The organism is Mucilaginibacter gossypii (assembly GCF_900100945.1).
In the GTDB taxonomy this organism is placed as follows: domain Bacteria; phylum Bacteroidota; class Bacteroidia; order Sphingobacteriales; family Sphingobacteriaceae; genus Mucilaginibacter; species Mucilaginibacter gossypii.
In genome coordinates this window covers 188629-212083 of sequence record NZ_FNCG01000003.1, presented here as the reverse complement: position 1 = coordinate 212083, position 23455 = coordinate 188629, and the positions used below count along the sequence as shown (strand labels likewise).

Below are 23455 nucleotides of genomic sequence, written 5' to 3'. Positions count from 1 at the left end.
GACAATATCCGAAATCAAAAATGCGAAATCGCAAATCAAAATATTATTCCTAAAACCACACCGATAATGATCACTATCGGTGTTTTTATTTTGGTAAAATGCAGCACCAGGAAGGTGCCGATCATTAAGGCATAGGCTGTCCAATTTAAGCCAAAAGGCCTTACCAGTAAAATCAGCGCAGTTGCCATAAAACCTACAGCTACTGCATTTATACCGCTCAGTGAGTTTTTTATACGTGTAATCTTCTTCAGATCCTCCCAAAACGGCACAATAAACAGGATAAGGATAAGGCCTGGTGTATTGATGCCAATAACAGCAACCAGGCTCCCAATTACCTGCCCCCAAATAGTGTATCCCTTGTTGCCAAGCGTTATGCCGCCCAAAAACGAAGTAAATGAAAATGTAGGCCCGGGCAAAGCCTGCTGCAAGGCATATCCCGACAAAAACTCCGACCGGCTTAAGTAATGCTTAACCTCAACAAATTCGGTATACATGAGTGGTACCAGCACCTGTCCTCCTCCAAAAATAAGAATGCCGTTGCGGTAAAAGTTTTCAAATAAACGGATTGGTAAACTTAATGGGGACGTTTGATTTACAACCGCACCTAAAGCAGCAAAAAAAAGCAGAATACCTATAAAGTAAGCTACTTTATTAGGGTTTACATTTGAATACAGCTTTACCCTCAATTCGTTTTCATGCTGCTGAGTTTCCATGGCCGATGATATAATGCCGCCAAGCAATATCAGTATCGGAAAGGCATAAGCATTTTGAAGGATGAGTGTCACAATCAGTGAACCAATAGCCAGCATGGTGCTGATCCTGGTTTTTAAAAATTTGTTGGCAAATGTATAAGTGGCATAAGCAACTATGCCTACCGCTATAGGCTGTACATAACTGATTACATGAGCAAATTTGGCCTTATTAGCAACCATACTGTAACTGATAGCCGCCATACACATAATAGTGGCCGAGGGCAGTATCCAAATTAAAAATGTAATAATAGCCAGCCTAAGTCCACCCACTTTCCAGGCTATCCCAACCAGCGTTTGGGTTGACGAAGGGCCGGGCAATACCTGCGATAAGGCATTAAGCTCCATCAACTCATCTTCGGTAATATATTTTCGTTTTTCAACAAACTCGCGCAGTAAAACAGCAATGTGGGCCTGCGGCCCGCCAAAAGCGGTAAAAGTATAAATTAGCACATCCCGAAGGAATATAAGTTGCCGTTTTTTCATTCTTTAAAAAAGATCATAGTTGATGGTTCATAGTTTGTGGTGATGGCTCTTAAGACCATGCTTTATAGCCTAATATCAATTATTATAAGTAAACTCATTTAGTTTATAAAGCTAAAACCTAAAGGTCATTATTCAGTTGCCATGAACTATGAACCATCAACTATGAACCCTAAAGGCTAATAATCGTCATCGTCTTCTTCAAAACCTATTGCTTGCCGGTATACTGCCTGCAATTCAGAAAAAGCATGGTTATCGCGCTTTTCTTTTGTCATTTTCATGCCGGTTTCATAAGTTTTAATGGCGTCATCCTTTCGGTTTAACGCTTCATAAAGCTTACCCAAATGATAATAGGTACCTGTATAGCCGGGGTGGTTATTTACCAGGTCTTCATAATAGGCAAGTGCCTTATCTGTCTCATTCAGACGCAGATATTCAGTTGCCAGGGCATATTTCAGAAACTCATCATCCGGTTCATTTTTTATAAATTCCAACAGCTTATTCAATCTGCTTAACTCCATTTTAAACTCTATCTTTTTTAACTAAATTTGCAAAAACCTATTGATATGAAGATTCTGGTATGTGTAAGTAATGTTCCTGATACCACCACAAAAATAACTTTTACTGATAATAACACGCAATTTAATACAAACGGGGTTCAGTTTATACTTAACCCTTATGATGAAATTGCACTTGCCCGCGCCATTGAACTAACCGACGGCGGTAAAGGTACAGTAACTGTAATAAATATTGGGGAAGCCAATACAGAAGCCACTATACGTAAAGCCCTGGCCATTGGCGCTACCGACGCGGTACGAATAAGTGCTAAACCGCACGATGCCTGGTATGTAGCATATCAGATTGCGCAATATGTAAAATCAAATCCTTTTGATCTGATCCTGACAGGTCGTGAATCTATTGATTATAATGGATCAAAAGTTGCTGGTATGCTTGGCGAACTGCTTGATCTGCCATCGGTATCCATCATTAAAAAATTAGATGCCGCTGACACAGAGGCAACCGTTGAGCGCGAGATTGAAGGTGGTAAAGAGGTTTTAACTATTCCCTATCCTTTTGTAGCCGGTACGGCCGAAGGTGTGGCCGAACCCAAAATACCCAATATGCGCGGCATTATGTCTGCCCGAACCAAGCCACTTACAGTTGTTGAACCGGTTGAGATAAAAACATTTTCGGAGATCATTAGTTATGAAACACCTGCTCCACGCGGCCAGGTGAAGCTTATACCTGCTGATGATACTGCTAAACTGGTTGAGCTGCTGCATACCGAAGCGCGTGTTATATAAATTATGATCTAAATCATTAACAGATAAATATGTCAGTTTTAATATATGCGGAAAATACCGGGGGCAAATTCAAGAAATCAGTTTTTGAAGCCGTTTCTTATGCCCGCGCCATTGCCGATCAAAATAATACTTCCCTTACCGCTGTTTCAATAGGCAACGTTGACGCCACCGAATTAGCTTTATTAAGTAAATACGGTGTAAATAAAGTGCTTAATGTATCAGGAGATAAATTGAAGGAATTTGTAAACCAGGCCTACGCCTCTGTCATAGCCGAGGCGGCCAAAAAAGAAGGTTCGGCGGTTGTGGTACTATCAAACACCTTTTCCGGCCGAGGTTTAGCGCCCCGTATAGGTATTAAACTGGAAGCCGGTGTTGCCGACGGAGCGGTTGCTTTACCTGAACAGACAGGCGGCTCGTTTAAAGTAAAAAAGACAGCATTTTCAGGTAAAGCTTTCGCAACTGTCGAGCTTACCTCCGCCATAAAAGTTATTGCGCTTGTACCCAACTCTTATAAAGTTGTTGAAACTGGCGGTACTGCCCAGGTTGAGGACTTTCGTGTTGAAACTAAAGCTTCAGACTTTAAGGCGATGATTAAAGAAATCGTTCGTTCAACGGATAAAGTTTCATTGCCTGATGCTGAAATCGTTGTTTCGGGCGGTCGCGGTTTAAAAGGCCCCGAAAACTGGGGCATGATAGAAGAACTTGCCGAACTTTTAGGCGCAGCTACTGCATGTTCAAAACCTGTATCAGATGCTGGCTGGAGGCCGCATAGCGAACACGTTGGACAAACCGGTATAGCTGTCAGTCCAAATTTGTATATTGCAGTCGGTATTTCAGGTGCAATTCAACACCTGGCCGGGGTAAGTTCATCAAAAGTTATTGTAGTCATAAACAAAGATCCGGAAGCACCGTTTTTTAAGGTGGCAGATTACGGAATTGTGGGCGACGCGTTTGAAGTACTCCCTAAATTAATAACAGCCGTTAAAGAATATAAAGCTTCAGCATAAATACAGGTGTGATGGGGAATAACATGAAAAAAATAAAGCTTGATATTGTCGGCTTATCATACAGTCAAACTCAATCGGGCGCCTATGCACTTGTTTTAGGCGAGGTTAGCGGCCGTCGTCGCTTGCCTATTATCATCGGAAGCTTTGAAGCTCAGGCTATCGCTATCGAAATAGAAAAAATGACCCCAAGCCGCCCGCTTACGCACGACCTGTTCAAAAGCTTCGCCCAGGCTTACCAGATTGAAGTTCAGGAAGTGATCATCTATAATTTGGTTGATGGGATATTTTATGCCAAACTGGTTTGCAGCGACGGAAAGCGTTCTGTAGAAATAGATGCCCGCACTTCTGACGCTATTGCAGTAGCTGTACGCTTTGACTGCCCTATCTTCACTTATGAATTTATTCTTTCAACTGCGGGCATTGTTATAGAGGGCAACGATTTTGTTTATCTGGAAAATATCAACGAAACGCCCGAAGAAAAATCGGTGAGTGCATCGGTGAGCGGTTATGCTTCCATCAGTACTGAAGAGCTCAAAACCAAACTTCAGGAAGCCCTCGCCGAAGAATCATACGAAAAAGCAGCGAAGATCCGCGATGAACTGAACAAGCGTAAAGCTTCCTGATTTCGGAGTTCGGATTTTCTATTTCGGATTTAGCCGAATGTACTTTTTCAAAGAATATAATTTAATCGTGAATGGACATAGAACAGAAACTCACCCCTGGGTTTCTGTTTAACAATCGTAATTTCTACACTTGTAGCTTTCTGATTTACATTTATTTCACTACTTTCCGCTTTTAATTTAACACTGACTAAAATTATTTAAACCCGGTACCGTATGAATATTAAGTTCCGCTTAATACTGATGAATTTTATGCAATTTTTTATCTGGGGTGCCTGGTTGCTTACAATAGGTACATACTGCTCGCTTACAAAAAATTGGTCATTCTCTCAATTTGGGGCTATATTTAGCACAATGGGGATTTCAGCCATCTTTATGCCGGCTCTCACTGGCATCATTGCTGACAGATTTATCAACGCGGAAAAACTATATGGCCTTATGCATATTCTCGGTGCCTGCACACTGTTTACCTTGCCGCAAACTACCAACCCATCAGCATTTTTTTGGGTGATGTTACTAAACATGGTCTTTTATATGCCGACCCTTTCGTTATCTATAACCGTGGCCTACTCAGCGTTAAAAAGCAACAATAAAGATGTCGTAAAAGACTATCCCCCTATTAGAATATGGGGAACAGTTGGCTTTATAGTTGCATTATGGACGGTAAGTATAACTCATAACGAAGCTTCTTCAAACCAATTTTATATTGCTTCAGCGGTAGCTTTAGCATTGGGAATTTATTCCTTTAGCCTTCCCAAATGTCCACCACTTTCGGAAAAAGCACCCAAAAAGTCATTGGTCGATTCGTTGGGTCTTAATGCTTTTGCGTTATTCAAAGACCCTAAATTTGCGATATTCTTTGCGTTTTCGCTTTTGCTTGGTGCCGCGCTCCAACTCACAAATGCTTATGGCGATCCATTCATTCATGATTTTTCAAAAATCCCTGCTTATAAAAGTTCATTCGGTGTAAAATATCCGGCCATTATTATGTCCATCTCCCAGTTTTCTGAAACCTTTTTTATTTTACTGATCCCGTTCTTTCTGCGCAAATTCGGTATTAAGTATGTAATGTTATTCAGTATGCTGGCCTGGGTGTTACGATTTGGCCTTTTTGCCTTTGGCGATCCGGCTGGCGGTTTATGGATGATCATTTTATCATGCATTGTTTATGGTATGGCCTTCGATTTCTTCAATATATCTGGCTCACTTTTCGTTGAAACACAGGCCACTCCAGATATCAGAGCGAGCGCACAGGGCTTGTTTATGATGATGGTAAATGGCTTCGGGGCTTTTTTCGGAAGCATAGCAAGCGGACTTATCATTGATAATTTCTTTTTGCTGCCGGGCGGTGGTAAAGACTGGCATGGCATCTGGCTTACCTTTGCAGGCTACGCACTGGCAATAGCCATTGTTTTCCCTTTCGTATTCAGATATAAGCACAATAAGGCACTTGTTGAAGCGATACAACATGCGTAATTCCTGAATCAGGATTTGGGGGATTAAAGGATTTTCTTACTTAAATAGAGAGGGCTCACGAATTATCGTGAGCCCTCTCTATTGCATGTTATCCGGGAAATCCAAAAAATCTCCCCAAATCCCGGTTCAGACTACTTCTTCCAACCCATTGCATATTTGATACCACCTAACAGATGGTTCAAATATAATGGATCAGCATATGATTCATCAGTATGACCTAATTCGGTATAAAAAGCCCTGCCGCCATCGAAGTTATGATACCAGGCCATGGGGTGATTATCGCCGTTTTCGCCACCAGTGTAGCTTTTCTCATCTATCTTGATCAGTACGTGCAAATCATTACCAATCCATTTATAGTTATACCATTCGTCCCATCGCTTCCAGGTTTCAGGCAGATGTTTAGTGGCAATAAAATTACGGTCGACCACATTTAACGTTGCTTCCTGTTGTTTTGGATGACTTTTAAAATAAGCCCCTACCAGTTTACCATACCATGGCCAATCATACTCGGTGTCTGTTGCGGAATGTACACCAACAAAACCGCCGCCGGCCTTAATATATTGCTCAAATGCAGTTTGTTGGGCATCATTTAAAACATCGCCGGTGGTGTTTAAAAATATCACCGCCTTATATTGTTTTAAATTATCGATGGTAAACCTCGTGGCATCAGTGGTACTATCTGTATCAAAATTATTTTCCTGACCAAGTTTAATTATTGCAGTTACGCCTACCGCTATTGATTTATGAGGGAATCCCGCGGTTTTGCAAAATATCAGTACTTTATCTTTAGCAAGTACCTGGCTTATTAGTGCGCCTATTAAAAGGCAAATGGTAAGTAGCTTTTTCATAGTTGGTGAGTGGTTGATATATTGATTAAGTGAGTATTGAGTTTTATGTTTAGTGAATGGTTGATCAAGTTAGTGGTTAATGAAACCTTGAGAATTGGAGCCAAACCATTCACCTAATCAACCGCTCACTAATCACCAAATTATAAATTTCCTTTCTTCAATTCATCTACTGCAAAATGAGCAGCGCGGGCCGTCATAGCCATATACGTTAATGATGGATTTTGACAAGCTGCCGAAGTCATAGCCGCACCATCGGTAACAAAAACGTTTTTGGCATCCCATACCTGATTATTACCATTAAGTACCGAAGTTTTAGGATCACGTCCCATCCTTGCAGTACCCATTTCGTGAATACCATCACCAACGTTATGACCGCGGTCGTGCGTTTCAACGTTCTTTACGCCGGCACTTTCAAGCATGGCTTTAGCTTCCTTCACAATATCAATACGCATTTTCTTTTCATTTTCTTTAATCTCGGCATCCATCGCCAAAATTGGCAATCCCCATTTGTCCTTGCGGGTTTTATCAAGGGTGATCTTATTTTCGTGGTAAGGCAACAGTTCGCCAAAGCCACCTATGCCAATTGTCCATGGACCTGGTTCGGTAAGCGCATCTTTATATTGAGCTCCAATATTGTATTCCGCAATTTCACGGCTCCATCCCATGCGGCTTGCCGCACCCTGATAACCGAAACCTCGCAGGTAATCGCGCTTATCGCCAAACAGGTTGGTAAAACGGGGTATGTAAATGCCATTAGCACGGCGGCCGTAGTAATATTTATCCTCAAACCCTTCAACCAGTCCGCTTGCACCCAGATTATAATGATGATCCATGATATTATGCCCAAGTTCGCCGCTGCTGCTGCCTAAACCATCCGGCCAAATATCTGTTGCCGAATTCATCAAAACCCACGCACTGTTTAAGGCCGAGGCATTAACAAAAACTATTTTTGAATAGTATTCATAGGTTTGATTGGTTTCGGCATCAAGCACCTCTACCCCTTTGGCCTTTTTGGTATCCTTATCGTATAATATTTTAGTAACGATGGAATATGGCCTTACTGTTAAATTTCCGGTAGCCAGCGCTGCAGGCAAAGTTGATGATTGCGTACTAAAGTAGCCACCAAACGGACAGCCCTCCCAGCACCTGTTCCTGAACTGGCATGCGGTACGCCCCGGAATAGCAGCTGTTAAGTTGGCTGTACGACCGATGATCATATGCCTTGTACCATTATAATTTTTCTTGATACGGGCAGCTACGTCTTTTTCTACCACGTTCATATCCATGGGTGGCAAATAATGCCCATCAGGTAATTGCGGTAACCCTTCAAGCGAACCACTGATGCCTGCAAATTTCTCCACATGATCATACCAGGGTGCAAGGTCCTTATATCGGATGGGCCAGTCAATAGCCCAGCCATCTTTAACGTTGGCTTCAAAATCAAAATCGCTCCAGCGATAACTTTGCCTTCCCCATAAAATAGAGCGGCCGCCAAGCTGGTATGATCGCCACCAATTAAAAGGTTTGATCTCGGTGTATGGTGCGGCCTGCTCATCGGTCCAGTAATCCATAATAGGTTCGGAAGCTCCCCAATTACGTGAAATTACGGGGCGTTGTTTACGTTGGGCTTGCGTTGGCTTTCCGGCATGATGTCGGTCCCAGGGGTCCTGATTAGCAGTTTTATAATCTTTAATATGCTCAAAGTTTCGGCCCCGTTCAAGCATAATGGTTTTCAAGCCAAGTTCGGATAACTCTTTTGCTGCCCAGCCACCGCTGATGCCTGACCCTATTACAATGGCATCATAGGTATTATTAGCCTTAGCCTTGCCGTTTATATTACTTAATGGCATAGTTTATAAATTGGTTTTGAAATTGGATAAAACAATTATATTAATTAAAAATCGATATAGCAATCGATTGTGAAGAAAAAGAACCATGTTTTTTTTGATTGAAGGATTGACTTGATGGAAAGTCTGGATTCAAACATCCTTTAATCTCCTAATCCCGAAAATCATGCCTCAGATTTCTTATTTTTACCACATGCTACAAGTAAGTGAATTATACATCTACCCTATCAAATCATTGGGCGGCGTTGCTGTGCAAAATGCGGAGGTTACCCGTCGTGGTTTACAACACGACAGGCGTTGGATGCTGGTTAATGACCACGGGCATTTTATAACGCAACGCGAGTTTCCGCAGATGGCCTTATTGAAGGCATCAATCCAATCGGATGGGATAACAGTACATCATCAGTCAAGTGGGTCATTATTAATTCCGTTTAATTGCGAAAGAAAACCTTTGCAACAGTTTGCAGTTTGGGAAGACACCTGTTTTGGACAATATGTAAGCGAAGAGTTCGACGAATGGTTCAGCGCAGCACTTAATATGAAATGCCGCCTCATTTACATGCCCGATGACAGTGAACGCGAAGTTGACCAGCGCTACGCCAAACCCGGCATGATCACTTCCTTTGCAGATGCCTATCCTTTTCTGCTTATTGGGCAAGCTTCGCTTAATGACCTCAACAAACGTATGCCGTTGCCATTGCCAATCAACCGCTTTCGCCCCAATATAGTTTTTACAGGCGGCAAAGCTTATAGCGAAGACCTGATGAATGAGATTGAGATAGCAGGCATAACCTTTTACGGGGCAAAGCTTTGTGCACGCTGTGTGCTCACTACTATTGATCAGCAAACGGCTGTAAAAGCCAAAGAGCCTTTAAAAACCCTCGCCTCCTATCGTATGAAAAACAATAAGATCATGTTTGGGCAAAACCTGATACATGAAAATACCGGCATAATTTCGGTGGGTGATGAACTTAAGGTTTTAAGTACCCATACCGAAGAAAGATTTATTGTAGCAAAGAAACCAATCACAACTGCATGAAACCAACCATAACAATCGAATATTGCCCTAAATGCAACTGGATGATGCGTGCCGCTTACATGGCGCAGGAACTGCTTACAACCTTTACCGATGACGTAAATGGCGTTACCTTAAAACCAAGCGAAGTGAGCGGAAGATATACGATAAGCGTAGGTGAAGAAACACTATTTGACCGCAAACGTGATGGCCATTTTCCAGAAATCAAAGAGTTAAAACAGGCCGTTCGTGATAAAGTTAACCCGGGTAAAAGCCTCGGCCATTCAGACAGGCATACATTGTAACTTTTATATAACAATGTCTGTATAAAATATCCTTTCTATATAATCTATAATATTACTCGAAAAAATAGTTAATTTAGAGAATATCTTTATTTACCTTTGTGAGTTTTATTTTAGAAAATGCTTTCAAAAAAAACTAAGTATGCTATAAAGGCACTTGTGGTTCTTGGCAAGAACATGGACCAGCCGCCTATGCAAATTTCGAAGATTGCCGAGATTGAACGAATCCCTAAAAAGTTTCTTGAGCAGATACTGCTTGATTTGCGCAATGCAGGGTTTCTTTACAGCAAAAAAGGAGCAGGCGGTGGCTACAGTCTTAACCGCGATCCTAAAGAAATATTCCTGGTAAGCATTATGCGTATAACCGATGGGCCTATAGCCATGGTGCCCTGCGCCAGCTTAAATTTTTACCACAAATGTGATGAATGCCACCAGGAAAGCACTTGCGGCATAAGGGATGTATTTGTTGATGTAAGAGATGCCACACTTAAAATATTAAGCGAAACCAGCATCGCCGATATCATCAAACGCGAAACCACCCTCATCAGCGTTTAATTTTAAAACTTCATAAAACTGTCATAACGCAGTTTTTTTAAATTAAATGCTACTTTTTCCGTATACTATATATATATTTGGGAAATGAATCGTGAGAGCATTAATATTACTTGTCTTAACCAGCTGCCTTATTGCTATATGTGCAATGAGAAAACGAGGCTGTAAACGTAATATTTAACCATATATGCCTCTTTAGCCACAGCCAAAGGGGCTTTTTTATAAAAGATTAATACATAGAATATGCAGAGCTTCAGAACGGAACTGGAGAACCCTATTGTTGAGAAGGATATTATAGATCTTGAAAAAAAGATCCATGCTTTTCGTGAAGGTAAAATTCATGATGAAAAATTCAGAAGTTTACGTTTGGCGCGCGGTGTTTATGGCCAGCGTCAGCCAGGCGTGCAAATGGTACGCATTAAACTACCTTTTGGTAAAGTTAGCTTTAAGCAACTATTGAAGATTGCCGAGATTTCTGACGAGTTTGGGAGCAGTAATCTCCACCTTACCACCCGCCAGGACATCCAGATCCACTATGTAAGTCTTGACCGTACACCTCAGCTTTGGGCCAAGCTTGCACAGGATGATATCACTCTGCGCGAAGCATGCGGTAATACCGTGCGCAATGTTACAGCCTCTCCTACTGCAGGTGTCGACCCAAAAGAACCATTTGACGTTTCTCCTTATGCATATGCTACGTTTGATTATTTTCTGCGTAACCCGATATGCCAGGAAATGGGCCGCAAATTCAAAATCTCTTTCTCGTCAAGCGATGAGGACACAGCGTTTTCATACATTCATGATATCGGTGCTATACCTAAAATAAATGCCAATGGCGAACGTGGGTTTAAGATCATGCTTGGCGGCGGTTTAGGTGCACAGCCAATTTTAGCCAGTATTGTTGAAGAGTTTTTACCAGAAGATCAGCTGATCCCTTATATAGAATCAGTAATCCGTGTTTTTGACCGTTACGGCGAACGCAATAACCGCAACAAAGCCCGTATGAAATACCTTATCCAAAAATTAGGTTTAGACGAGGTATTGCGTTTAGCCAAAATTGAGCGTACGGCCAACAAAGTAAAATCATACCCTATCAACCGGGATGCTATTGATGCCCCGGCTTTACCACCAACTGATAGCTATCCTGAGGTAACCATCAGCAACCCGTTGCGCTATGAGCAATGGCTGGCTACCAACGTTTTTGAGCAAAAACAAAAAGGTTTTTACGGCGTGTATATTAAAGTGCCTGTAGGTGATATCTCATCAGATACTGCCCGTGCACTGGTTAAAACACTGGAGCCATTGGTTGGTCACGAGATCCGCATTACTCAAAACCAGGGTTTGCTTTTAAAATATGTTCAAAAGGAAGCATTGCCTGCTTTATATGAAGGCCTGGCTAAGCTTGAACTGGCTGCGCCGGGTTTTGATAGCATTGCTGATGTCACCACCTGCCCGGGTACAGACACCTGCAACCTTGGTATCTCCAACAGCATGACCATGGCCCGCGTATTGGAGGACCTGATCTATAACGAATACGAAGACTTTATTTATAACCGCGAAATCAAAATCAAAATAAGCGGTTGTATGAATTCATGTGGCCAGCATGGTTTGGCCCACATTGGGTTTCATGGCAGTTCGCTTAAAGCAGGCGCTAAAGTATTACCTTCTGTACAGGTGATGTTAGGCGGCGGTACCGTTGGCGACGGCGTTGGCCGCGCTGCCGAAAGGGTGATTAAAGTACCTACCAAACGTGCTACCGATGTGCTAAGGTGGTTATTGAACGACTATAAAGAGTTTTCACCGGAGGGTGAAACTTACCATGAATATTATGACAGGCAGGGTAAAGATTATTTTTACCGTTTGCTGAAACCACTTGCCGATTTAACTACTCTTACCGATGACGAATATATTGACTGGGGGCACCAGGAAACATTTGTTACCGCTATAGGCGTAGGTGAATGCGCCGGTGTGATCATCGACCTGGTAGCTACCCTCCTGTTTGAATCGGAAGAAAAATTAGGCTGGGCTAACGAAGCTTATGCTGATGGCCGCTGGGCTGACGCTATTTATCATGCCTATAATGTGTTTGTAAGCTCGGCGAAAGCGCTGTTGCTTGATAAAGCCGTTAACAGCAGTACGCAAATTGGCGTGATCCGCGAGTTTGATGCGCAATACGTTGAAAAAGGCGAGTTTGAATTGAACGGGAGCTTTAATGATCTGGTATTACAACTCAACCAAAATGAGCCGTCACAAGAATTTGCCACAACATATTTAGCACAGGCTACAGAATTTTTAAGCAGAAGCAAGGATAAGAGAGAGGCGCTTGTACAATAATGACTGAAACTAATAAAAATATAAAAGAACCACGCATCACACTGGTGGGTGCAGGCCCAGGCGATGCCGACCTGATAACCGTAAAAGCTATCAAAGCTTTAAAAACAGCCGATGTTGTTTTGTACGATGCTTTGGTTAATGAAGAGTTACTTGACTACGCTCCGAAAAACGCTACAAAAGTTTACGTAGGCAAACGTTCAGGCGATCACACCTTTTCGCAGGAAGCAATAAACAACCTCATGGTTGATTATGCCAAAAACTATGGTCACGTAGTCAGGTTAAAGGGTGGTGATCCGTTTGTATTCGGTCGTGGATATGAAGAGTTGATAATTGCCGCGGCACACAATATATCCGCTTCTGTTATTCCGGGCATTTCCAGCTCGATAGCCGTACCCGAATTGCAGCAGATCCCGGTTACTCACCGCGGTTTAAGTGAAAGTTTTTGGGTGGTTACCGGAACTACTGCAAATGGCAAGATCTCGAACGATCTTGTTGACGCGTCACGATCAAATGCTACCGTGGTTGTATTGATGGGCATTCATAAGCTGGCCGAGATCGCTGAAATATTCAAGTTACAAGGCAAGAACAAACTACCCGTAGCCGTTATTCAAAGCGGTTCTACTGCAGACGAGAAGATCGCTGTTGCGACGGTGGATACTATTGTTGATACCGTTGATGAAAGTGAGATTTCATCGCCTGCCATTATTGTTTTAGGCGAGGTGGTATCGCTTCATCCAAAATTCCAACTGATAAAAGAAGTTTATGACGTTGTTGCCCGGGGATAAGAGTTTAACCAACATTCAGGATAAAAAACAGGAAGGTAACCAGCTTTTTCCGGTATTTTTAAAACTGAATGATCTGCATACGGTGCTTATTGGCGGCGGTAATGTTGGTTTGGAAAAACTTACTGCTGTACTTAATAACAGCAACAGTGCAAGGGTTACCGTTATTTCGCGCGAGTTTTTGCCCGAGGTACATACACTTGCATTGCAATATCCGGGCATCCGCATTATACAAAAATCATTTACCGACGACGACCTGAACGACGCCGATATTGTTATCGCTGCTACTAATGATAGCGAACTTAACAGCTATGTTCGCAGCGCAGCACATGATCGTAAATTATTGATCAATGTAGCTGATAAGCCTGCGCTATGTGATTTTTACTTAGGATCGATAGTGCAAAAGGGCGACTTGAAACTGGCCATATCTACCAATGGAAAATCGCCTACTGTGGCTAAACGATTAAAAGAAGTATTGAATGAAAGCCTTCCTGCGGAGCTTGACATCACTTTGCAGCAAATGAGCGAACTAAGAAATACCCTTGAAGGCGATTTTGCCGACAAAGTAAAAAAACTAAATAGCGTAACCTCGGTATTGGTTGAACCAAAACCTGTTAACCGGAAAAATTTCATTTGGCTAATTTGGTCAACCATTATCATATCACTGGCCATTGGTATAACCGCACTTTATTTCAAAGAGCCTAACTTTAAGCACTTCGTAACCGGCATCGATCCTATCTTTTATTACTTTTTAGGAGCCGGGTTTGTATTTGCTATGATTGATGGCGCCATCGGCATGTCGTACGGTGTTACCTCAACCACATTCTCTCTTTCTATGGGTATCCCTCCGGCCTCAGCCAGTATGGGCGTACACCTTTCCGAGATCATGAGTTGCGGTATAGCCGGTTGGATGCATTATCGCATGGGCAACATCAACTGGAAACTATTTAAGTTATTAGTTATTCCCGGTATAATAGGAGCGGTAACAGGAGCTTATCTCCTATCTTCGCTTGAGCATTACAGCATGTATACCAAACCTGTTGTATCGGTTTATACCCTGATATTGGGTATAGTGATATTCAGGAAGGCATTCAATACACAAAAGAAAAAATCGGCCGATAAGGTAAAACGCATTTCGCTGCTGGGTTTAGGCGGTGGCTTTATCGATGCTGTTGGCGGCGGTGGCTGGGGATCAATCGTGTTATCAACCCTGATAGCCGGTGGCCGGAGCCCACGTTTTTCGTTAGGCACTGTTAAGCTTTCACGTTTTTTTGTGGCAATGATGGGCTCAATAACCTTCATAGCCATGGTAAGCAGCGATCACTGGCAGGCTGTCGGAGGGCTTATCTTAGGCAGTGCGCTTGCTTCGCCAATCGCAGCTAAGATTTCTAATAAGATCTCTGCGAAAACTATCATGGTGGCGGTATCAGTAATTGTTATCCTCATCAGTATCCGTTCTATTATCATGTTTATTACTAAGGTTATATAAAATGAGCACTGCATTACAACAAATACAAAGTGTAACCACCGGACTTGGCCCTGTGGAAGCCCTCACTAAATTGGCAGAGCTTTTCCCTGGTGAAGTTATATTTTCTACCAGCTTTGGTTGGGAAGACCAGGTGATCAGTCATATGATCTTTGCCAATAACCTGCCAATTAAAGTGTTTACGCTTGAAACCGGCAGGCTGTTCCGCGAAACTTATTCAGTTTGGGCGGCTACCATGAACAGGTATCAAAAACCTATACATGCCTACTATCCGAATAATGAACTATTGGAAGAAATGGTAAGCAAAAAAGGCCCAAACAGCTTTTACGAGTCGGTTGAAAACCGCAAAGAGTGCTGCGGGATCCGTAAAATAGAACCGCTCAAACGCGCTTTAAAAGGCAACAAAATTTGGATCACCGGCATCCGCGCCGAGCAATCGGTTAACCGTCATGATATGCATGACATGGAATGGGATGAGCAAAACCAACTGGTTAAGTTCCACCCTATTTTCAGCTGGACACTGGACGAAGTAAAAGCCTATATCAAACAATACAACATTCCATATAACTCACTGCATGATAAAGGTTTCCCAAGCATCGGCTGTATGCCATGTACCCGTGCCGTAGCCGAAGGTGAAGATTTTCGTGCAGGCCGCTGGTGGTGGGAAGATCAATCGAAAAAGGAATGTGGTTTGCATGAGGTAACCGCTAAATAAGTCAAAGACGCTTTTTTTTATACGTAGGTCAATTGGTTGAAAAATCAGTTGGCCTTTTTTGTTTCCGTCATAATCCCCACTCACTGTCATTGCCACGAAGCAATCGCGAACTACAAAGGCTGGATTTGCTTAGCCCCATTGTATTTAGGGGATTGCTTCGTGCCTCGCAATGACGCTTTTATAATGACGATAGACAAAATAGAAAAGGGGACAAAGCTTATCACTCCATCCCCTTACAAACTATATAAAACCTTATAAAAGCTCTTACTTGTTGTTATTATTGCCTGCTAATAAGCCATCAAGCGTTACCGATACGTAATACAAGCCACCGATTGTCGGGCCGCCTGCATATTGATAATATCTTTTGTTAAAAATATCGGTAGCCCCTAACTTAAATGTTGCATAGTAAGAAGGCACGCGGTAAGTAACCTGTGCATCAACTGTTTTAATTGAAGGCACGGTACCGGTAACCAATGGGCTCTCCCACAGGTACGACTGCTGCCATTTGTAAACCACGTTGAAACCGAAGTTTTTAACCACCTCACGGTTACCGAACGATACATTGCCCGACCACTCCGGGGTATTGAAACCTGTAACAAAAATATCTGAAGCTGTTTGGGCTTTCAGCTTATTGAAGCTCACGTTACCCGATACCGTGTAGTGCTGGTAGAAATTGTAAGTGATACCCGCCGAAGAACCATAATTATGGTAAATATTCTTAGCATTGGTATAAACGCGGTACCTGCTTTGCCCCTGACTGGCTGCGTTACTTGATGTGCCTGTTGTGGGATCGCGGTTAATGTCAAGCATGGCTAATACAGCTGCGTCTGAACCTACGGTAACACCGTTTGGCACAAAAACTTGTACCTGGCCGAGGAAACCATCATAACGGTTGGTGTAAGCGTCAATATCAATGAACACTTTATTGTCGGCTACGATACCTTTATAACCTACCTCAAAAGAAGTAATTTGCTCCGGGCGGGCAGGTGGCAAGTCCGCTACTTTTAACAGGTTACGGTTAGCCAAAGCTGCCTGGTCTGAGCCGCCTGCAGCGTTTACTGCAGCATTGAATGCCACTACCGATGTTTGGGTATAGCTATTGCCAAGGTATCCTAAGCCTTCGTTAATGAATGGCAAACTACCCACACGTTTTACACGACCGTTATTTACGTATGATAAAGCTTCAAATAACGATGGAAAACGAAAACCGTTCTGGAATGTAAACCTGAAGTTATGATTTTGGTTAACGGTATAAACAGCGGCTAAACGCGGTGTAAATTTAGGATCGAAGTATGGGTTACGATCCCAGCGGATTGAGCCGAATAATTTCAACTTCTCATCAAAAAAGGTTTTGGTAACCTGGGTAAATGCACCGTATTTTTTATAGATAACGTCTTTACCGAAAGAGCCATCAGCCAATGGCGTGTTCCTGTCTGCAATAGGACGGCTGAAATCCACGAAGTTATTACCATCCGGCGTAATGCTGTAAACACGTACATCAGCGCCAACCAAAAGGTCAACAAATTTAACCTTCCTGCTCAGGTCCCACTGGGCCTCACCGTTGTACATATGACTTTTTTGCCATAACGCCGCACCGCCTGTTTCCGGGGCATTAGGGATCAGGCTTGATTTAATATCCCAGTTATTGATGCCGATAATGGTTTTCCTCAAAGCGTCAAACTCAGGAGTTCCCGGTTCAACACGGCCTTTATCAGCAGCTACACGGGCAGCTTGTTCGGCTGCAGCAAGATTTGCAGACGTTAATACACCGCCATTATAAGCTTTTAAAGCGTTACCATATAAAGTTGCCCATGCCGAATTGCTGGCGTGGTTAAGGTCAAGGTTATCGGCCAGTGGTTTTACATTAAACGAGTTGCCGGTATTTTCAATCGATTCGTAACCGCGCACCAGGAAGTCTTTCCCTTTTAACTCAATTTTATGGTTCTGAACTGTAGCCCCTTGTAACGAGATTTTATTACCCCGCTGAAACACGCCATCAAGTCTGCCATAGCGATAAGTATAAGATAAGATGGTATTTGGCGATAATTTATAAGCCAGCGTACCATCCAGTTTTAAGTTTTTCACATGCGGATCAACCAGATCAACTTCGTTATAGCCTGTACGGGCTACGGTAAGGTTTGGGCGGGCTTTACCATCAACCGTGATGCCTTTTATTGATACAGTGTTACTGCCTGCGAGTGCGTCGTCACCATACTTATTCCAGCCATCATAAGCTGCGTTGCTGGTACCTGTTAATTCAGGATAAGCAGGGTTGGCCGATTTAAGGTTGGTTGGATTTTGATCAAGACGGGTATCTGATTGCCAATCCTGTCCCTGCATATAACTAAAGTTCACTTTAACGGCAAATTTATTGTTAAATGCTTTGGCATATCTTAAAGCATCTTCGGTAAGCGAACTTGCCCCTAAGCGGTCTTTACCAACATGGTTTAAACCCTGGCGATGGTAAAAGCTTAAGCCCTGGTATTTAAATGGATCTTTAGTGAACAGGTTTGACAAGCCGTTAATAGCATTAGTACCGTAAAGCGCAGCAGCAGCACCCGGAGTAATTTCCACACTGGCAATATCTAATTCGGTTGGGCCAATAGCGTTTCCAAGCGGTACACCCAGTGTAGCCGACTGCATATCAACGCCATCAACCAGTTGCATAAACCTGAAGTTGTTGGGACTGTTGAAGCCACGGGTGTTAGGCACTTTGAGGGTGATACTGGTGGTTGTCATCTGCACGCCTTTCACGTTCTCCAAAGCATCATAAAAACTTGGGCCGGGCGATTGTTTTAACGCCGTGATACTCAATTTTTCGATAGCTACGGGCGAGCGAAGCAATTTTTCCTCCTTACGGGATGCTGTTACTACCACCTCATTAACCAACAATGATTGCGTAGTAAGCGTAATATTTACGGTACTATTGGCATTTTTAATGTAAAACTCCTGCGGCTGATAACCGATCGCGGTAAAAACAAGTGTATAGGGCAATTTGGCACTGGTAGTTAATGAAAACTTACCGGTAGTATCTGTTGATGTTTTATTGGTTGTGCCTTTAATAGATACGGTTGCCCCTATCAGCGGCTTACCCTGGTCGTCGTCAACTTTTCCGCTCAATATATATGAGCCGTTAAGCTGTGCATAACCTATACCCGGCAATAGTACCAGGAAGAGCGCAAGTATTCTAACTAAGTTTGTAAAAATTTTCATGAAGTAATTTGTGGCGGTGGTAATTAAAATTGTGATTTTGGGTCGTGTATTATCGTTGATGGAGGCTATGGCTCAACAACAACACATTGCAGTTAGGAGCTGCATTTTTAACTTGGACAGAACGGCAATTGCATTAAAATGATACATTGTCTATAGAATTAGTCGACAAAAATAAAAATTTAATACTGACTGTCAAGCTTTCCGGTCTGTTTTTTTAAATTTTTGATGACTTCCGCGTCATTTCACTATAAAATCCATCACTTTACTGGATATTTCAAAATAAACAAAGCCTAATTTCTCCCAAATTTGTAATATTGAAGCCTCAACCTGTACTATACTAATGGCTTTCAATTATCAACGCATCGTTATCAAAATCGGCTCAAATGTTATTACCCAGGAAAACGGCCTCCCCGACCTGCCGCGAATAACCCATTTGGTTGACCAGATAGCTGCGATAAAAAAGCAAGGCATTGAAGTGATACTGGTTTCATCGGGCGCTGTCGCATCCGGTCGCAGTCTCATTACCGTTGCCGAAAAATCAGATGCTGTTGCGGCCCGGCAGGTTTTGGCCTCTATCGGGCAGGTAAAACTGATCAATACCTATTCACATTTGTTTGAGCAGTTTCAGATCCTGTGCTCGCAGGTTTTGGTTACCCGCGAGGATTTCAGGGACAGGATGCATTACCTCAATATGAAAAATTGCCTTGAGGCATTGCTGCAATATGAGGTGATCCCTGTTGTCAATGAAAACGACGTGGTATCAGTAACCGAGCTTATGTTTACCGATAATGATGAATTGGCAGGCCTCATAGCATCTATGCTAAACGCTAATGCGCTCATCATCCTCACCAACGTTGATGGCATTTACAATGGCGATCCTAAAGCAGCTGGTTCGGCAGTGATAGATGAGGTTAGCGGTAATGAACTTGATTTTTCAAGTTTTGTATCATCTGGCCGTTCGCAATTTGGCCGGGGTGGCATGATCACCAAATCAACCATGGCGCAAAAAACAGCCCAGCTTGGTATTTCAGTGCATATAGCCAATGGTAAACGTGATCAGATCTTAACAGATGTTTTGGAAAACCAGGTTACACATACCCGCTTCATTCCAAATAAAACAGCATCGGGTAAAAAGAAATGGATTGCCCATTCCGAAAAATCAGCGACTGGGAGTGTACTGATCAATGCCGGTGCAAAAGCCGCGCTCATCTCAAACAAGGCAACCAGCTTATTGCCGGTTGGCATAGTGGGTGTAATAACCGACTTTAAAAAAGGCGATATTATTAAACTGATAGATGATACCGATAAGCTGATTGGTTTAGGCATTGCCGAATATGGTGCCGATAAGGCCCGTGAACGCGTCGGCCAAAAAAACCAAAAAGCACTGGTACACTATGATTATCTTTACTTACAAGGCTAAATACAATGAACTATAACAGCTATTTTGATAAAGCACGTGAAGCAAGTCGAAAATCGCCTCTTGCCCCTACCGTAATCAACGGGATTTTGGAGGATGTTGCTGCCGAGGCTATAGCACAAACCGAATATATCCTGGCCGAGAACGAACGAGACCTTGACCGTATGGATCCGGCCGATCCAAAATACGACCGCCTTAAACTTACAGCCGACCGCATCAAAGGTATTGCAGGCGATATGCAAAGCGTAGCCCAACTGGATAGCCCGCTTGGCAAACAGCTTTCTGCTACAGAAATGTCCAACGGTTTATCGATATCAAAAATACGTGTCCCGCTTGGCGTTGTTGGCGTTATTTACGAAGCCAGGCCCAATGTTACCTTTGATGTTTTTGCGCTTTGCTTTAAAACAGGCAACATCAGCATATTAAAAGGCGGCAGTGATGCCGATTTCTCTAACCGGGCTATTATTTCGGTTATCCATAAAGTATTGGCAAAACATGGAGTTGATGTCAATGTGGTTACACTGCTCCCCGCCGAACGTGAGGCTACAACAGCTTTGCTGAATGCTATTGGTTATATTGATGTGCTTATCCCAAGAGGAAGCCAGTCGCTGATTGATTTTGTGCGGGATAACAGCAAGGTACCTGTTATTGAAACAGGTGCCGGTATTGTGCATACTTATTTTGATGAATCGGGCAACGTAGAGAAAGGTGCTGAAATTATTGCCAACGCAAAAACCCGCCGGGTAAGTGTTTGCAACGCCTTGGATTGTTTGATCATCCACTCCGCCCGCTTAAGCGACCTGCCGCAACTGGCACACATCCTAAACGAAAAAGAAGTAGAAATCTTTGCCGATGAACGGGCCTTTGAAGCGTTAAAAAGCAATTACCCCTCCAACCTTTTGCATAAAGCCAGTCCGGAACACTTTGGTACTGAATTTCTTTCGATGAAGATGGCTATTAAAACAGTAAGTTCATTTACTGAAGCGTTAGAATATATCGCTGTAAACAGTTCAAAACATAGTGAAGCCATTATCTCTGAAAATGCAGAAAACATTGCTAAATTTTTAAATGATGTGGATGCTGCAGCTGTTTATGCAAACGTATCAACAGCGTTCACTGATGGCGCCCAGTTTGGTCTTGGCGCCGAGATTGGCATCAGTACTCAAAAACTCCACGCCCGCGGTCCTATGGGCCTGGAAGAACTTACCAGTTACAAATGGATAGTTAAAGGCAACGGACAAACACGCAATCCGTAAAATATCCTGCAAAAAACATATCACATAAAAAAGGTGCTTACTCTGTATAGTAAGCACCTTAACGTGTTTATTCGTATTGTTAAGCGTTACTTTATTAAGTAGTTGGCTGCTGCAATAAAGCAAATAATCACTAAAATTACGCCCTGTAATTTTTGTTCTAAAGTTAATTGAGTTAACATTGTTTTATTAATTAGGATATAGCAAATTTATAATGTAATAGGTCCGTTACAATAGGCGGCATCACTTTTACGTTTTTTTTAATAAATAATGTTGCTTGTTTTTATAATAGTCAACTCTACATTTATTATTTAAAATTTTAGCAACAAATGTCTTTTAATGTTGAAATTAGTGTATCACCTACACCTGTTACAAACACACTTTTTACAACGAAATGAACTCTCTGAGCGCCCGTTTAATTCCCTTTTTTAATCAGCCCTTTTTACACTAAGTAGATTAAATTTTTTTGCTTTATTATACAATATTAATATGGTGTTAAGAATATCGCTATCGGGGCATTTTAACTTATATTAAAGAAACAATGAAATTAACAGCGACGAAATCGGGATTTATAAACAACATTTACACTAATTTTGCCTCATATATCACCATCATCTTTACTTAATATAACTCATATAAGATCCTGAATAACAATATTAATTAACTATTAATTAACACAAAATAATGGTTATCTAAACACATTTTACCCTATACTGACTAAGCTTGTGTTAACATAAAAATCAAATAGGTATCTTTGCAGCATTATGAGTAAGCATGGCAGGATATTAGTGGCGATGAGCGGCGGGGTTGATAGTTCGGTGGCGGCAGTGATGCTGCATGAACAGGGCTATGAAGTTATTGGTTTAACCATGAAAACCTGGGACTATGCCTCATCGGGCGGCAGCTCAAAAGAAACCGGCTGTTGTAGTTTAGATAGCATCAATGATGCGCGTGCCCTTGCCGTTGGTTACGGTTTCCCTCATTATATATTAGATATCCGCAACGAGTTTGGCGATTTCGTGATCGATAACTTTGTTGATGAATACCTGGCTGGCCGTACCCCTAACCCATGCGTTTTGTGCAACACTCATATTAAATGGGAAGCGTTATTAAAACGTGCCGATAAACTCGATTGCGAATTTATAGCTACCGGTCACTATGCTAATATCCGTTTGCAGGACAATGGCCGTTACGTGATATCAAAAGGCAAGGATACCAATAAGGATCAATCGTACGTATTGTGGGGTGTATCTCAAAAAAATCTTGCGCGTACTAAATTTCCATTGGGAAGTTTTTCAAAGCCAGAGATCAGGCAAATGGCACTTGATATGGGGCAAATAGAGCTTGCAGGTAAAAGTGAAAGCTATGAGATCTGCTTTGTACCTGATAATGATTACCGGTCATTTCTGCGCCATAAAGTTGAAGACCTTGATGAGCGAATTGGCCCGGGTAATTTCGTACTGACCAACGGCACAGTAGTAGGTAAGCATCAGGGCTATCCTTTTTATACCATTGGCCAGCGTAAGGGCTTGGGCGTGGCATTAGGACACCCTATGTTTGTTACGCGCATCGATCCTACCACTAATACAGTTGTTTTAGGCACCGCCGACGAGCTTGAACGCAAACAAGCCTGGGTAAAAAACCTCAACCTAATTAAATATGAAAATATAAATGAGCCGCTCGAAGCCATTACCAAAATCCGTTATAAAGATGCCGGAGCGCAAAGCACCATTCTTCAAATGGGCGAACATATGAAAGTTGATTTTCATCATAATGTATCAGGCATAGCACCGGGCCAATCAGCTGTATTTTATGAAGGAGATGACCTTGTTGGCGGCGGCTTTCTTATGTAAACACCCTATTTCCTGCATTTTTTAAGCTTGACAATGCGAGCTGCCGCATTTGCTTGTTATCATTTTGTTAAAATCAGATTGGTTATTTTGCAAGAATATAATTTCCAAAGGCATTTTCGCGCAAAAATCTCAACTTAAAACATAATTCGCCTTCAATTTTTACACCTTTTACCAAAAACTAATTGGTGTTTCGCTTACT

19 protein-coding genes are annotated in these 23455 nt (G+C 42.3%); 14 read left to right on the top strand and 5 right to left on the bottom strand.

The genetic code is table 11. The features are described from left to right. Positions 1-35 precede the first annotated feature (35 nt). Both chrA and BLS28_RS07005 read right to left on the bottom strand, forming a co-directional pair. Positions 36-1235 (bottom strand): chromate efflux transporter, encoded by a 1200-nt coding sequence (gene chrA / locus BLS28_RS07010; protein ID WP_091163913.1) that lies wholly within the window; start codon positions 1233-1235, stop codon positions 36-38. A gap of 176 nt (positions 1236-1411) precedes the next feature. Next, positions 1412-1753, bottom strand: a complete 342-nt coding sequence (locus tag BLS28_RS07005) for a tetratricopeptide repeat protein (protein WP_091163911.1) — start codon at positions 1751-1753, stop codon at positions 1412-1414. 45 nt (positions 1754-1798) lie between these two features. Between BLS28_RS07005 and BLS28_RS07000 the strand changes: the two genes are divergently transcribed. The 4 genes from BLS28_RS07000 to BLS28_RS06985 all read left to right on the top strand — a co-directional run bounded on the left by BLS28_RS07000 (position 1799) and on the right by BLS28_RS06985 (position 5639). Beyond that, on the top strand, positions 1799-2536 hold the full coding sequence (locus BLS28_RS07000; RefSeq protein WP_091163908.1) for an electron transfer flavoprotein subunit beta/FixA family protein: 738 nt from the start codon (positions 1799-1801) through the stop codon (positions 2534-2536). Between the two features lie 29 nt (positions 2537-2565). Further along, on the top strand, positions 2566-3543 hold the full coding sequence (locus tag BLS28_RS06995) for an electron transfer flavoprotein subunit alpha/FixB family protein (RefSeq protein ID WP_091163906.1): 978 nt from the start codon (positions 2566-2568) through the stop codon (positions 3541-3543). A 23-nt stretch (positions 3544-3566) separates the two neighbouring features. Next, the gene (locus tag BLS28_RS06990; RefSeq protein ID WP_091164922.1) at positions 3567-4166 is read left to right on the top strand and encodes a bifunctional nuclease family protein; all 600 of its coding nucleotides are present in this window, start codon (positions 3567-3569) and stop codon (positions 4164-4166) included. Between the two features lie 213 nt (positions 4167-4379). Next, entirely contained in the window at positions 4380-5639 is a 1260-nt protein-coding gene (locus BLS28_RS06985) for a nucleoside permease (RefSeq protein WP_091163903.1), read from the top strand. Between the two features lie 131 nt (positions 5640-5770). Here the strand turns inward: BLS28_RS06985 and BLS28_RS06980 are convergent, their stop codons facing one another. Both BLS28_RS06980 and BLS28_RS06975 read right to left on the bottom strand, forming a co-directional pair. After that, entirely contained in the window at positions 5771-6487 is a 717-nt protein-coding gene (locus BLS28_RS06980; protein ID WP_091163900.1) for a ThuA domain-containing protein, read from the bottom strand. 140 nt (positions 6488-6627) lie between these two features. Further along, positions 6628-8337, bottom strand: a complete 1710-nt coding sequence (locus tag BLS28_RS06975; protein WP_091163897.1) for a GMC oxidoreductase — start codon at positions 8335-8337, stop codon at positions 6628-6630. A 190-nt stretch (positions 8338-8527) separates the two neighbouring features. Between BLS28_RS06975 and BLS28_RS06970 the strand changes: the two genes are divergently transcribed. From BLS28_RS06970 to BLS28_RS06940, 7 genes are all read left to right on the top strand, one after another. After that, positions 8528-9373, top strand: coding sequence for an MOSC domain-containing protein (locus BLS28_RS06970; protein WP_091164920.1), 846 nt, complete (start codon positions 8528-8530; stop codon positions 9371-9373). Beyond that, positions 9370-9654, top strand: coding sequence for an Rdx family protein (locus BLS28_RS06965; protein ID WP_091163894.1), 285 nt, complete (start codon positions 9370-9372; stop codon positions 9652-9654). Before BLS28_RS06970 ends, BLS28_RS06965 begins: the two co-directional genes overlap by 4 nt. A gap of 117 nt (positions 9655-9771) precedes the next feature. Next, positions 9772-10206, top strand: coding sequence for an RrF2 family transcriptional regulator (locus tag BLS28_RS06960; RefSeq protein ID WP_090525408.1), 435 nt, complete (start codon positions 9772-9774; stop codon positions 10204-10206). A 240-nt stretch (positions 10207-10446) separates the two neighbouring features. Beyond that, positions 10447-12537 carry a ferredoxin-like domain-containing protein gene (locus BLS28_RS06955; RefSeq protein ID WP_091163890.1) on the top strand — a complete coding sequence of 697 codons (2091 nt, stop codon included), beginning with the start codon at positions 10447-10449 and terminating at the stop codon, positions 12535-12537. After that, positions 12537-13322, top strand: coding sequence for a uroporphyrinogen-III C-methyltransferase (gene cobA, locus BLS28_RS06950; RefSeq protein ID WP_091163888.1), 786 nt, complete (start codon positions 12537-12539; stop codon positions 13320-13322). Before BLS28_RS06955 ends, cobA begins: the two co-directional genes overlap by 1 nt. Further along, the gene (locus BLS28_RS06945) at positions 13300-14808 is read left to right on the top strand and encodes a TSUP family transporter (RefSeq protein ID WP_091163885.1); all 1509 of its coding nucleotides are present in this window, start codon (positions 13300-13302) and stop codon (positions 14806-14808) included. The genes cobA and BLS28_RS06945 overlap by 23 nt, the downstream gene beginning before the upstream one ends. A 1-nt stretch (position 14809) precedes the next feature. Then, positions 14810-15520 (top strand): phosphoadenylyl-sulfate reductase, encoded by a 711-nt coding sequence (locus BLS28_RS06940; RefSeq protein ID WP_091163883.1) that lies wholly within the window; start codon positions 14810-14812, stop codon positions 15518-15520. A 264-nt stretch (positions 15521-15784) separates the two neighbouring features. On the opposite strand, the gene BLS28_RS06935 is transcribed toward BLS28_RS06940, so the two are convergent. After that, positions 15785-18733: a TonB-dependent receptor gene (locus BLS28_RS06935; protein WP_091163881.1), complete on the bottom strand. Its 2949-nt coding sequence runs from the start codon at positions 18731-18733 to the stop codon at positions 15785-15787. Between the two features lie 340 nt (positions 18734-19073). Here BLS28_RS06935 and proB point away from each other — a divergent pair, with 340 nt between their 5' ends. From proB to mnmA, 3 genes are all read left to right on the top strand, one after another. Next, the gene (gene proB / locus BLS28_RS06930; RefSeq protein WP_090525396.1) at positions 19074-20153 is read left to right on the top strand and encodes a glutamate 5-kinase; all 1080 of its coding nucleotides are present in this window, start codon (positions 19074-19076) and stop codon (positions 20151-20153) included. A 5-nt stretch (positions 20154-20158) separates the two neighbouring features. Next, positions 20159-21406 carry a glutamate-5-semialdehyde dehydrogenase gene (locus BLS28_RS06925; protein ID WP_091163879.1) on the top strand — a complete coding sequence of 416 codons (1248 nt, stop codon included), beginning with the start codon at positions 20159-20161 and terminating at the stop codon, positions 21404-21406. A 761-nt stretch (positions 21407-22167) separates the two neighbouring features. After that, a complete protein-coding gene (gene mnmA / locus BLS28_RS06920; protein ID WP_091163878.1) occupies positions 22168-23256 on the top strand; it encodes a tRNA 2-thiouridine(34) synthase MnmA in 1089 nt (362 codons plus the stop codon). Positions 23257-23455: the final 199 nt, after the last annotated feature.